The organism is Telmatospirillum siberiense (genome assembly GCF_002845745.1).
Taxonomy (GTDB): Bacteria; Pseudomonadota; Alphaproteobacteria; order Rhodospirillales; family Magnetospirillaceae; genus Telmatospirillum; species Telmatospirillum siberiense.
On record NZ_PIUM01000025.1, the window covers coordinates 18,270 to 31,629 of the forward strand.

General features: G+C 61.6%; 10 protein-coding genes. 6 read left to right on the forward strand and 4 right to left on the reverse strand.

The window, feature by feature from the left end; all coding sequences use genetic code 11:
* Positions 1–103 precede the first annotated feature (103 nt).
* Genes CWS72_RS18830 through CWS72_RS18840 form a run of 3 tightly spaced genes read right to left on the reverse strand, consistent with a single transcriptional unit; the run spans position 104 to position 5,362 of the window.
* Entirely contained in the window at positions 104–916 is an 813-nt protein-coding gene (locus CWS72_RS18830; protein ID WP_101252188.1) for a phosphoadenosine phosphosulfate reductase family protein, read from the reverse strand.
* 50 nt (positions 917–966) lie between these two features.
* The gene (locus CWS72_RS18835) at positions 967–4,407 is read right to left on the reverse strand and encodes a hypothetical protein (protein WP_101252189.1); all 3,441 of its coding nucleotides are present in this window, start codon (positions 4,405–4,407) and stop codon (positions 967–969) included.
* Positions 4,400–5,362, reverse strand: a complete 963-nt coding sequence (locus tag CWS72_RS18840) for a DUF4007 family protein (RefSeq protein ID WP_101252190.1) — start codon at positions 5,360–5,362, stop codon at positions 4,400–4,402. Before CWS72_RS18840 ends, CWS72_RS18835 begins: the two co-directional genes overlap by 8 nt.
* A 743-nt stretch (positions 5,363–6,105) precedes the next feature.
* Between CWS72_RS18840 and CWS72_RS18845 the strand changes: the two genes are divergently transcribed.
* Positions 6,106–7,302, forward strand: coding sequence for a DUF932 domain-containing protein (locus CWS72_RS18845; protein WP_101252191.1), 1,197 nt, complete (start codon positions 6,106–6,108; stop codon positions 7,300–7,302).
* A 69-nt stretch (positions 7,303–7,371) separates the two neighbouring features.
* Here CWS72_RS18845 and CWS72_RS18850 read toward each other — a convergent pair whose 3' ends face one another.
* Complete coding sequence (locus CWS72_RS18850) at positions 7,372–7,761, reverse strand: winged helix-turn-helix transcriptional regulator (protein ID WP_101252192.1); 390 nt, start codon at positions 7,759–7,761, stop codon at positions 7,372–7,374.
* 116 nt (positions 7,762–7,877) lie between these two features.
* On the opposite strand from CWS72_RS18850, the gene CWS72_RS18855 reads away from it, so the two are divergent.
* The 5 genes from CWS72_RS18855 to CWS72_RS27505 all read left to right on the forward strand — a co-directional run bounded on the left by CWS72_RS18855 (position 7,878) and on the right by CWS72_RS27505 (position 13,305).
* Positions 7,878–8,312, forward strand: a complete 435-nt coding sequence (locus CWS72_RS18855; protein WP_101252193.1) for a nuclear transport factor 2 family protein — start codon at positions 7,878–7,880, stop codon at positions 8,310–8,312.
* A gap of 219 nt (positions 8,313–8,531) precedes the next feature.
* On the forward strand, positions 8,532–10,628 hold the full coding sequence (locus CWS72_RS18860; RefSeq protein WP_101252266.1) for a ParB/RepB/Spo0J family partition protein: 2,097 nt from the start codon (positions 8,532–8,534) through the stop codon (positions 10,626–10,628).
* 60 nt (positions 10,629–10,688) lie between these two features.
* The gene (locus CWS72_RS18865) at positions 10,689–11,726 is read left to right on the forward strand and encodes a DUF7146 domain-containing protein (protein ID WP_101252194.1); all 1,038 of its coding nucleotides are present in this window, start codon (positions 10,689–10,691) and stop codon (positions 11,724–11,726) included.
* 307 nt (positions 11,727–12,033) lie between these two features.
* Positions 12,034–12,957, forward strand: coding sequence for a DUF2493 domain-containing protein (locus CWS72_RS18870; RefSeq protein ID WP_101252195.1), 924 nt, complete (start codon positions 12,034–12,036; stop codon positions 12,955–12,957).
* 123 nt (positions 12,958–13,080) lie between these two features.
* Positions 13,081–13,305, forward strand: coding sequence for a hypothetical protein (locus CWS72_RS27505; protein ID WP_146002809.1), 225 nt, complete (start codon positions 13,081–13,083; stop codon positions 13,303–13,305).
* Positions 13,306–13,360 lie beyond the last annotated feature (55 nt).

Below are 13,360 nucleotides of genomic sequence, written 5' to 3' on the forward strand. Positions count from 1 at the left end.
CCCTCTATACGGTTAATGGGGCCGTACCCGCGCAGAAACGTAACCCACCGCTCGCCAGGACTGGGCGGCCGCGCTTCCTCGCCAGCGTATGTCAAGCTCCCGGTCATAGTTGACAGATCAGGCAGCCGTTGCGGGGGCCATCATCGAGATCAAGGCCGGCAAGCACTGAAACCAGCGGCCGATTCGGACGACGCGCACGCTTGCGCTCCTGAACCTTGCGCCAATTCTCCTCAATCTCTGCCATACGCTCGGGCCGTTCGAGGTCTTCCAGTGGCTCATCACCCCAGTAGAAAAGCTGGCCATTAACACGATTGGGCTTCTCATACGCTTTGGCCTCCTCGAACAGGTCTGGATAGTGCTGCTTCAAACGAACCCATTCGATTTTCTGCTGATAGAAGCAAAAAAAACAGCCGGACCGTGTCCGGCCCCAATCGGTGTAAGGAGGAAGGCCGAGGCCGGCATCATCGAGGATCCGGACCACCCCCTCATAGTCAATGCCATCTTCGCGAAATGGAAACACCGCCTTTATGTTGGGCTTATGGCTGACATAGCCGACACGATCCTCGTCGGCGCGTATGCCGACGTAGTTGATGCAGGATTCATCACCCACATAGACCTCAAATGGCTTCAGCTTAAGCAGCTCAGTGCACCAACGCCGCTTGTTGGAAGGCAGCATGCCTCCCTTAGTACGCAGAACATCATCGAACGTTTCCCGCGTAGTCGTTCGAACCACTCGCGTGCCAAGATAGGATTCCAGGCGTTCGATATAATCGAGGGTATCGGGCAACTCCTTGCCCGTATCATGAAAGATATATTCCATATTGGGGACACGGTCTCGCATATAAATAGCGAGCGCCGTGCTGTCCTTACCACCCGAGAGGCTAAGAATGTGACGAACCGACTTTTCAGTAGTCATGAGCACCCCTGGGATATCATCCAATATTTTACTACCACCTGTCCTGCGGCTTAATTATCGTGTGTCTCTATATCTTCTGCCTTCGAGGCCACAAGAGCCCGAGCAACCGCAAGCAAAGCAGTCCGGCCATACGCTGAAAGCATCTCCGAAAATTGCCTCTCCAGCTTCGCAACAGTGTCGTCTAGTACATCTCCCCGGACAAGATCTTCAAGTTCACGACCATCAGCGCTCGTGATCACTAGTCGATAGACCCCCAGGCCGGGCGCCCCCTCTAGCTGCCCAGCGTCCGTTACGAGCGCAGCCTCCACACGAATGAAGCGCCGCGCGAGAAGCTTTAAACGATAGTAAAATTCGCGTTCGTCCACCTCGGCCCATCGCTCCGGTGGCTTGCGGGCTAGAAAGCTCGCCACAGATTCAAGCCATGCCTTGGAGGTTAGTTTCAAATCAGCCAAGCGGAGAGCGAAGCTCTTGAGCTCCGGTTCTGCCACCGTATTAATAAGGCGTTCAGCACGCCGGGCGAGCGCCGCATGCAGCGTTTCCGCGCCGCCCGCAGCCTCGGTCGCACGCGCTAATGCGACGGATATCCTGTCGAGAAGGGCCGGATAGGCGCCGTGAAGCTCGTGGACCGAAGCTGCAATGGCCGTGACAAAGCTATCGAGCCGCTGCTCATCCACCGCGTCGTCCGCACTGAACGGGTCCAAACCGCAGGCCCGCGGCAGATCATGGAAGAGCATCGCGGATGGATCCCGCACACGCAGCAGGACGTTGCGGACCGCGGCGGTCATCACGGAAAGATTGCGGGTACGTCGGGCATGATCTGGAAGACGGGCTACAAACTGAAGTAGCGGCCGAACGACGTCCAGCAAATCCAGTTCGGTGGCTTCGCCCGGCACGCCCACCACGGCAGCGAGCCGCGAGAAAACAGCAGTTCGAACGCCTTCGATCGCACAATGCTGGAGCGCGAAATGCTCGGGTTCCTTGAGAATCCGCGCAAACTCCGGGCCACCAACCTGTTCGAGGTATGTCTCGTCCTCATACACCGCTGTGTGGTGCCAGTAGGCTGCAAGATATACGGCAATGAGCAACGGGATCAGCCCATCCCGAACACCATAAGGAGACGCGCGCAGTGCTTCTGCCACCTCCTCATAGGGAACTCGGCGATCCTCTTTCCTTTGTAGAACCTCCGCAATCCGATCGAGCGATGGCGCGATGTTCAACGGATCCGGGTCAGGACGGACCACCTGCCAGCGCCCACTCCGTCGCACATGCACATTGCCGGCCCCCAGAATTGACATATAAGCGGCCATCTCCGGCGGCATGTGTTGGTCATCCAACCCCAGCGAAGCTTTGTCTGGCGCTTGCGCTAACCCTTCCATCAAGAGTGACCGCGCGCGCGCAGCTGCAGAGCTGAGCTGTCGGCGATTTAGTAACTCGTTTGTAATAATCGGTGATTTGCTGAACGCCTCATCACAGACATTCGACAGCGCTTCTGTCAGCTCGCGGCCAGAATGGACCGCTAAGGTTTTGCCGCGATGCAGCCACTGTGTGCTAACAGCACCGCCACCTTTGAAATCAAAAAGAGCACTGAGCGCACGGCGAAGGCGATCTTCAGCACCCGCGATTTGCCGGCTGACCTCCTCACGTGCCAGACGATCACCGGACAGGGCTGGGGTCTGCTCAGCAACCCACTGCCAAGCATTAAGATCCCGCAGCAGCGGCGCGAGAGTCCCTATCGGCGGCGCCACCCCCACAATCCGAGTATCAGGCCAATCAGCATGAGCGTGAATGATTGCAAGCGCCTCGTCGCGTTCCCGCTCCGTACGGCTCAGCGCCACCAAAACCTGCCCATCAGCTCTGTTGGGCATTGCCGCCTCGAGGCGCCCAGACAATGCAGCAGACGGTACGTAGACCACCTCGAAATGGCGCATAGCACCTGTCATGACATAGTGGCGTCTTGCCACGAGCGGCTCGGAGGGCAGAATCGGCCGCAATACAGCAAGGACGTCGGAGCCTTGCGTCACAGCGGCAAGCCCCTCTTCGAACGCCTTCTGAAGATCGACGCTGGTGTGCGGCCACAAACAGAGGCCGCCGCCCGCCCCACGATCGTAAAGGACACGCGCTTCATTCCTGAGCCGATGAACGGCAGCACTGACGCGACGCCGGTCATCTGCACTCGACGCGAGCGCACTGATTAGCAGATCTTCGGTTAGGCAGAGGCTTGGATCGTCCAGCAGGTTAACTAAGCCCACAGCCTTCAACGCGTTGCGCTCGAACTCGTCCCGTGCCACCGCAGAACGCACCACGCCTTCTACCAAGCCCCAGCGAACACCTCTGGAGCCACTCTCGAGAGATCCTGCGAGGTTCTGCGCCAAGTAGTCGTAAAGATTATTCAATCGAAACGGCACGTAACCCGCCAAAGGTTGCCGCGTATGGGCAAGCAGACCGCCCGGTTCAGAAGAAGACAGAAAGCTGAACAGCGAACGCTCATTTTGCCCGAACCGGCGAAGCGCACGCGCGAGCACCGGCAGGACAAACGCATCAAGCGGCGCAAGACCCGCTGCGAGGGGCTCAAGCTCTGCCTCCATTGCACCAGGCCCGTACCATCCGGCGCGCCCCGCTATGCGCATCTGTTCTCGCGTTTGCTTGACGAGTGAGCGAGGAAGCGCTTGCGCGTCTACGCCCAGCGCAGCTGCCGTCAATGCGGCTCCTTGTTCTAATGGCGGAACAAAGACGATTTCTTCGAAGCGCCCGCTCACTTTCTCCCATTCGCGTCTTTCGGCGCTTGAAAGATCCTGCGCGTAAGCGGTCACCGCTTGGTGTAGAATCGCAATGGTGACAAGCGGTGCAACACCGCTCCGCACAGATGCCTCTGCCAGATCCTGCAGCAACTGCAGATCGCCGTGATCCGGTGTCGCAGCCGCATATTCCAGGTTCTTGCCTAGCTCGTCGAACACGATGAGCAGGCCGGATGCCACTCCACAGGTGCGCACCCAATCACCCACGCTGGAGACGGCTTCCAGTAGAGCCGGAACCGTAAGATCCTCTGCCTCGCTGAGCCGTTTGAGGAGCGATCGCGATGGCGCCAGGTCCATTCGGGATAATGTTTTGCGGAGTGCGCGCAAAAGACTGCGGCCGACCGGTTCGCGTTCACCCACGACCAGAACTGGCTCAAGCCGAACAGAGGCGGTCGTCCGTCCGAGATCGGCCGGCAGGGCGTTGAGCGCGCCAGTTGCGTAACGCGCAAACGCAAGAACAAAACTCGACTTTCCTGAGCCATAATCGCCAGTAAGGCGCCACGCGCGTGCGGTAGTAGCAAAGCTCAAGCTCTGCGCCAGCCGCTCAAAAGTGGCCGCAACAAAAGGCGTAACGACATAATGGCGAGACGCGTTAGGATCCTCATAATCGCGTTCGATTTGCACCGACCGCAAGTATTGGGAACGAATGCGAAGCAGGTCCTGCATTGTTGGATTGGCAACCATCGCATCAACCATGCCTCGCCCCTTTTGCATGTATATCTGAGGCATAGATCGCCGCTAGTCGCTGCTTAAGAGGTGGCAGTTTCTCGATACGTCTCACCACCTGTTGATTAAGACTTTCCACCAATTCGAATTCCCCACCGGTCCTGGCCAGAAGGTTCAAGCGATTGCGAACTTCGCTTTCGGGCATGCGCAAAATTCGGCCGGGACTGCCAACTCCCGTTGCCATTTCGTGAAACGGCACAGTCTCTTCCTTGCCGCCCCGAGCTTCCCACCAAGACATCAGGCAGTAGCGGAACATGGCTTGGGCGATTGTGCGTTTTGGCGACAGGTCGAAGGTGTAGATCGGTTCACGCCGACCCAGCTCTTCCCGCTCACCAGACGGACGAACGAGACCAAGGCTCACAAGTGGGCTATCGAGACCGTCTTCCCCAAGTCTGCTGCCGCGCGGAGCACAATATGTCCTCAGCCACACATCGAAATGCTGCCTCAAGCTAATTTCTGAAAGGCTGCGACCGCTCCGCTCGGCCTCCTTGGCGAAAGCCACTAACACCGCTGACGGTGTGAAACTCGGCTCGTTCCAACGATTGAAGAGCAGTTCCCAAGCAAAAAAGCGACCCGGGCTCTGAGTCGATATCTTCCAGTGCAACCACCACTGAGTCTGCACATCTTCAAGAAACGGATCGAAGCCATCTGGACCGAATATGGCCTCACCTTCCTCGGTCAGCCGCCAGCCCTCAGGCGCGCGGCGCGCCACCCCGTAAGCATCGACCCAACAGCGCAGCGCCTCGACCATATTCTTGCCAAGGCCCAAGCCGATGACGCCATCGACGATATTCCCCAGCACGTCCTGCCCGCCGCTCAGACCCCGGACCGCCTTAGGAAGCCAAGCAATGCGCAAAGGAAAAGTCTGGTGTCCCCCAAAACGGAAAGTCTCCACAGGGTCAATTTGCAAAGCCATAAAAGTCATATGTGATTCACTCCGCGTCGATAATACGGAACCCCAAAGGCGAATGCCACCCCGATGTCCGAAAGATCATAAATGCGTTGTGTCGCACCGATCGCGGCACCGGCGTCGTCCGTGCTATGTGCCCTGTGTCCACCTATTCAGCCCGTCGACTGTCCGCTTCACCGAGCGGTGTGATAGGCCGAACGGATGGGCGTTTTTGGGTGCCGCGGACACCGGATCCCCGATCGAGGCGAACATGACATTCATAATTGCAACTCTCGAACGGTATCCTGATGGCGTCTTCCAGACCTCTTTCGAACACTGATGATCCGAGCGCAGATCGAGCTCTGACCTTTGGCACCGGCCGATGGCGCCAGGTCATACGAGGTCATTGCGGCACCCGACTTTCTGCTTGGACTGGGCAGGCAGGATCTCAAACCATTCGATGCACCGATCGGGTTGCGGATTCATGCACCCGAACTGGCCGGCACGCGCACCATGCGCGTGCTGTGCACCTTTCCAGCGAAAATGGGCCTTGCTCTGGATCAACACCTAAATGCGTATGTCCCAACGGGAAAGAGATCACCTTTGCCATCTACTCCAACTCGGCAATGGGGAGAAGTTCCCCGCGGCCGAGCCAGTGTCGCGGCCGCCCTCCATGCGATGATACGTTACAGCGGCCCAGAGAAAGAGTGCAGACAGGATTTCCGTGACGGAATAAGGGCTGGGAGAGAGGCTCCCGGCGCCCGTCATGGAGAAGACCCATGACCCAGGTTGAGATGCTGGACGCCGCCCGCGATTTTTCCGGCGGCTACAAGGTGGATGCGAGCCGCGGTGGCCGGAACGGTCGCGTGTCCTCGGAGTGGTTCTCGCGCCCGGCAGACGAGCGCTACCTGTCGCTTTCGGAATTGCACGCAGCCGTGCGTGCCCGCACCGAGCGCAGCCGGACCCGAACCGTGGAGAGCGCCGCGATCCGGGTGGAGGCCAGCCGCGATGACGACGAGCGTCTGACGCTGGCGTTGCCGGGGACAAGCGCACCAGTGGCGCCGACGCATTGGTCCTTTGGCCAGCTCGCCGGTCTGGTCGGCGCACCGGCGGCCTACCTGCGTCAGCTCCCAGCCCCATTGGCCGGCATCAACCTGCAATACGGCCTGACCTCGCACCGGACCGAGCAGGTCAAGACGCTGGAGATCGAAGACGGCCGCGTCGAGTTGCGGGCCGTGACCGGTCCCGACTACGGTCGGATCTTCGACCACGAACTCGTCGAAGCTGTGCAGCGCATCGCCGGCAACGGCACCGGCGACACCCGCTGGAAGGTGCCGGGCGTGCTCGACTGGTCGACCGGTGTCTATAATCCCCGCGTCGACATTACCCGGGATTCGACCACGCTTTACGCTTCGGATCGCGACGTTTTCTTGTTCCTCGTCGACGACCTCAATCCCATTGAGGCCGGCCATCTGCCGGACGGCAGCCCTGATCTGTTCTTCCGCGGCTTTTATTGCTGGAACAGCGAGGTCGGCGCCAAAACGCTGGGAATTGCAAGCTTCTATCTGCGGGCAGTGTGCCAAAATCGCTGTATCTGGGGCCTCGAAAATTTCGAAGAGATCACCATCCGCCACTCCAAATACGCGGCCTCGCGCTTCGCTTACGAGGCCGCGCCGGCGTTGACCAGGTTCGCCGATTCTTCGCCCATGCCGTTCGTCAACGGCATCAGAGCGGCGCGGGAAAAGATCGTCGCCCGTGACGACGATGACAGGAACGAATTCCTGCGCAAGCGCGGTTTTTCCAAGACCGAAACGGCAAAGATCATCGAGACGGTCCTGACGGAGGAAGGTCACGCCCCGGCCAGCGTCTTCGATTTCGTCCAGGGCATCACCGCCGTTGCCCGCGACAAGCCGCACCAGGATGCCCGTCTCGACCTGGAAGCCCGAGCCAAGAAGCTGCTCGACCGAGCCGACTGAGTTCCGCAGAGCCGGAGATACAGATCTCCGTATCTCCGGCTTTGTTCCTCCGTTTGTGGTGCCAGGGAACTATCGCGCATCGTAATGGGATTGTGCCTCCCGGACCTGTTCCCAGTTTGCCTTGGCCCAGTCGACCAGTCCTTGCGTCGGGCTCAGCAGGCTTTCCCCAAGATCGGTCATCTCGTACTCGACGCGGGGCGACACTTCAGGAATGACTTCGCGGATCACCAGCCCGTCTCGTTCGAGGGCCTTCAGGGTCGACGACAGCATCCACTGTGAAATCCCCGGAATCGCCCGTTCGAGTTCGGAGAATCGAGCCCGTCCGCCGAGGAGGTCGAGCGATAGGACCAGGAAGATCGTCCATTTGCCGCCGATCTTTGCCAGCAGTTCCCGAACAGCCATCGGTTCCGAAGTCCGACACACCAGGGCAGGATCCAGGGAATTGCTGGCTCTTTTCATGACTTACCTCGGCGTTAGCACCTGACGTCAAAGTGCCTTCTTCTTCGCAACAAGCTTCCGATTTATAAGTTGCTCTCATTCCGTAAGCGATCTCGTGTGGCCATGGAGAGTCCAGGATGTCCGACCCAAAATACACGGCCTATGCGCCCGCCGCCCCCTACTTCGATCTGGTGCGCGGAGCGCTCGGCGACCTCGTCGATGGCGAACATTTCTTCGACGCCGTCAGCAACGAAGTCGTTTACGAGGTCCTTTACGACATCGGTGGCTGGCCCCGCGTCATCCGGGGACGGGACGATCTGATGGCGGGGTTCCGGGGGTATGTCGACGCCATCGCGCTGCGTTCCGCCGACCAGTTGATCGTCCACCAGACCGATGGCGGCCACGTGGTCGTCATCGAATACGAGGTCCATGGCACCATCCTCGCGACGAGTGTCAAATACGACAATCGGTTCTGCTCGATCATCAGGATCGAGAACCGGAAGATCGCTCACTGGCGCGACTACATGGACTCGCTGGCCGCCTGGAACGCTCTGACAGCGTCCGCCCGCTGATCGTCGACTTTCCGACTCCGCGTAAAGCAGACTTTACGTATCTACTTTTATGTACCGATCCGATTCCGTGCTTTTCCGGGTCCGTGCAGTCCCGGCTTTACGCATCCCACGGTTTTCAGGTTTTGCGGCGCCATCCTCAGAGGTCGAGGGTGGCGCTTCGCTTCGTGACGAATTTGGGATCGAGAGAAAGTCTCTCGGCGCTCGTCTGGAGTGAACGACATGGTACAGAAGATCACGCTCGCGCCCTCACGCGACATTCCCTTCAACATGCTGGTGCTCAGCCAGTCCAACGTCCGGCGGGTCAAGGCCGGCGTCTCGGTCGAAGAACTGGCCGAGGACATTGCTAGACGCGGTCTGCTGCAGGGCCTCAGCGTCCGGGCCGTCATCGATGAAAGCGGCGCGGAAACCAGCATGTACGAGATCCCCGCCGGCGGCCGGCGCTACCGGGCGCTGGAACTGCTGGTCAAGCAGAAGCGCCTGGCCAAGACCGCACCGGTGCCCTGCGTCGTCCGCAAAGGTGGCATCCCCGAGGAGGATTCCCTGGCCGAGAACGTCCAGCGAGCGCCGCTGCACCCCCTCGATCAGTTCCGAGCCTTCCTGGCGCTGAAAGAGAAGGGCCAGTCCGAGGAGGAGATCGCCGCCGCATTCTTCGTCTCGGTCAACGTCGTCAAACAGCGCCTCAAGCTGGCGTCCGTCTCGCCCCGGCTGCTCGACGTCTATGCCGAGGACGGCATGACGCTGGACCAGCTGATGGGATTCACCGTCTCCGGCGATCACGAACGCCAGGAGGCAGTGTTCGAACGGCTTTGCCAGTCCTACGACAAGGCGCCCTACGTCATCCGCCGCATGCTGACCGAGGGTTCCGTGCGCGCCGCCGACAAGCGAGTGCAGTTCATCGGCATCGATGCCTACGTCGCCGCTGGTGGCACTGTGATGCGCGACCTGTTCCAGGGTGACGACGGCGGCTGGCTGCAGGACGTGGCTCTTGTCGATCGCCTGGTTGCCGAAAAACTGAAGACTGAGTCCGAAACTGTCGCCGCAGAGGGTTGGAAGTGGATCGAGGTGGCGCCCGACTTCCCTTACGGCCACACCTTCGGCTTGCGTCAGCTTCGCGGCGAGCCGGTGGCGCTGACCGCCGAGGAAGAAGCGGCGCGCGATGCGCTCCAGGCCGAATTCGACCGCCTGTCGGAGGAATACGACAGCGTCGAGGAACTACCCGAGGAGGTCGACGAACGCTTCAGCGAACTGGAGACGGCGCTGGCGACATTCGAGGAGCGACCACTGGCGTTCGATCCACCCGAAATCGTCCGGGCCGGAGCCTTCGTCAGCATCGCCCAGGGCGGCACCTTGCGCATCGAGCGCGGTTATGTCCGTCCCGAAGACGAACTGCCGGTCGAAGAGCCGGAGTCCGATCCCTCCGAGGTGGAACGCGCGATGGCGGCGGATGTCGAAGGTCAGGACGCCGTCACCGCCGAGGCCGATGAACCGGACCAGGAGCCCGAGGAGGACGAGGGTTTGACGCCGATCTCCGACCGGTTGATGAGCGAATTGACCGCCCACCGCACGCTCGGCCTGCGCCAAGTGCTCGGCGAACATCCAGACGTCGCTTTCCTGGCGGCATTGCACGCGCTCGCTCTGAAGGTGTTCTACCACTACGGTTCCGATAGTTGCCTGGAACTGGAACTGAAAAGCGTCGCCTTCAGTAACCAGGCACAGGACCTCAACGAAAGCGCCGCCGCCGAAGCGATCCGCGTCCGTCACAACGGCTGGGTGAAGCGGTTGCCGAAGGAATCGGCAGATCTCTGGGACACACTCCGGGGCTGGGACATCGACAGCCGTTCGGAACTGTTCGCCCATGTCGTCAGCCTGTCGGTCAACGCCGTGCATGAATCGTGGAACCGCCGGCCCCGCGCGCTGGCTCACGCCGATCGTCTGGCGCGGGCGGTCAATCTCGACATGGCGGCGATGGGCTGGGCGCCGACCGTGGACAATTTCCTCGGCCGCGTCACCAAAGCTCGCATTCTTCAGGCCGTGGCCGAGGCGAAGGGCCAGCGGTCCGCCGACCGCATCGAGCACCTGAAAAAGGGCGACATGGCCAGCGAGGCTGAGACCCTGCTCGCTGGCACCGGCTGGCTGCCCGAGCCGCTACGGACCGATTGGTCACAGCATACGACGGAACCGATGCAAACCGAGGACGCGCCGACATCGGAATCCGTCATCGAAGAAACGGCGGAAACCGACGGCGAAACGGCCCTGGTCGAAGAAGTCGGCCTCTCCGACACGGATGAAGCATCCAGCTCCGTCGCTACCGAATAGCTACCAGTCCTTGTCAATGGGCCCGCCGGCAACGGCGGGCCATTTTTCTGGAGACGCATCATGTCGGGGAAACCGCATGATCTGGCGCGACGTCTGAGCCGCCACGCCGAGGCGGTATGCCGCCATTATCTCTCCGCCGGCCATCGCGAAGGCCGCTACTGGTTGGTCGGCGACGTCCTAAACACGCCGGGGCGATCGTTGTTCGTGCGGCTCTACGACTCCCCGAAGGGACCTGCCGGGAAGTGGACAGATGCCAGCACGTCCGAACACGGCGACCTTCTGGACGTCATCCGCCGCTCTTGCGGTTTGGTCGATTTCAAGGATGTCGCCGATGAAGCCCGCCGCTTTCTCAGTTTGCCGGACGAAGAGCCGGAAACGCGAACAAGACCCAAAGCTCCAACGGCACCGTCAGGCTCGCGCGAGGCAGCGCGGCGCCTGTTCGCCATGTCTAACCCCATCGCCGGCACCGTCGTGGAAGCGTATTTACGGAACCGTGGCATTACGGCTTTGCACGGAACCGACAGCCTGCGCTTTCATCCCCACTGCTACTACCGGCCGGACGAGTATGCGCCGACCGAGACTTGGCCGGCGACGATCGCCGCCGTCACCGATCTCAATGGCAAGCTGACCGGGGCGCATCGCACCTGGCTCGCCCCCGACGGTTCCGGCAAGGCGCCGCTCGCCACGCCGCGACGGGCCATGGGCGACCTGCTCGGCCACGCCGTCCGCTTCGGGGTGGGCCGTGACGTCCTGGCAGCGGGCGAAGGGATCGAGACCATGCTGTCGCTGCGCATGGCCCTTCCCCATTTGCCGATAGCGGCAGCCCTCTCCTCCGCCCATCTCGCGGCCATCCTATTCGGGCCGAACTTGCGCCGGCTCTACATCGCCCGCGATGCCGATCCGGCCGGCGATGTGGCGCGAGACATCCTGGTCGAACGGGCGGACGAGGCCGGGGTCGAGGCGATCACCCTGTCGCCGACGCTGGAGGACTTCAACGACGATCTGCACCGGCTCGGGCTCGATGTCCTTCGCGCGTCCTTGCGGGTGCAGATCGCTCCGGAGGACGTCGCCCGCTTCCTGGAACCGGCAAGCCTGTGAACGGTCGGAAGTGGAGCAAGGCTCCGGTCTCACGCGTGATCTCGGAACCCGCCTGCCGGAGGGGACCGCGCCCCGGCCTTCAAGAGGGCGATCGGGCCACGGGCACCCGGCCAAGCAAGGACTGCGACCGGCGATTTTCCGCCGCCCCTTCGGGTCTTTGCATCGCCAGGCAAAATCGCCGGCCTCCGTCCTCCTCCGCTTTGCTCCGGCCCCGCCGATGGCGGGGTGCAGGTCCGGGCCTGCCCGCGGCTGTCCGTCGCCATGAAGGCCGCGAGGAACGCGGTCAACCGGCAGAAGGAGTTTTCCCATGATCCCGTCCGACGACAGCGAGCCCCGGCACGCCACCTCCCAGACCGCCCACGTTCTCGCCGAACTCCAGCTCTATGGCTACCGTCCCTTTCAGGATGAACCCGATCCCCGACCGCTGCCTGAAGGCGACATGATCGCCGGCGCCGTCGCCAACATCCTCGACGCCCTGGTTTCAACACTCACCGACACCCGACTCGAACCCGACCTCGAAGACCTGCTGTGGTCGACCGTCAATCTCTTCCAGCGCGCCACCGGCCGGGTCGAACGTGCCCTCGACGACAATGAGCAGGCGCAGCAGCGCAGCCAGAAGGAACAGGACGGCAGCGAGGTCAAATCGGTGGAACTGGAGCGCCTGACCGCCGAGGGCCAGACCCTGATCGAGCGCCGCGATGCCATGGAGATCTTCCGCGACGTCGCCGCCGAACAGTTCGCACACCACACCGGCTCATCCTGGCGGCCACATGCCGGCTCGATGGTCAACCACAAGACCCTGACCGCTACGATGATCGACTCCAAAGACTTCCTCGCCGCCCGTAAGTGGGCCGACAGCGAGATCTTGCTGCCGCCCGGCCCCAAGATCGCCGTCACTGGCGGGCTCGACTTCAACGACCACCAGCTCATCTGGGCCAAGCTGGATAAGGTCCACGCCAAGCATCCCGACATGGTGCTGCTACACGGCGGTTCGCCGAAAGGCGCCGAGCGCATCGCCGCCGCCTGGGCCGACGCCCGCAAGGTCCCGCAGATCGCCTTCCGCCCCGACTGGGCCAAACACGCCAAGGCGGCCCCGTTCAAGCGCAACGACGCCCTGCTGGCGGTCCTTCCCGTCGGCGTCATCGTGTTCCCCGGCAACGGCATCCAGGACAACCTCGCCGACAAGGCCAAGACGCTGGGTATTCCGGTCATGCGGTTCGATGCCGCATGAAGCCAGCACCGGCATGGCGGCTCTCCCTGACGGAGGGCCGCCATGCCCTTCACCACTTCCTGCGGCGGATCATCTCATGACGGATCCCCCTTACCGCACCGTCTCCGAACCAGGAGAACGACCATGCTAACCACGGATCACGACGACTTCCGCGATACCCTAGCCACGTCGGTAGCGGTGGTCTGCTTGGTGAGCGAGCTGCTGATGCACCGTCGTCCGGGCACCGATCTATGCTTGTCCCCACAAGCCGCCGACGGTCTGACCGATGCGCTTCACCTGGTCCGCGCCGCCCTCGTCGAGGCCAAAAACCAGCTCGCCCACACCCCGGCCAACGAAACACCGCCGTGACGGCCGAAAGCATCGAGCACCGGCAAATCACCCGCATCCCGTCCACAATTGCAGC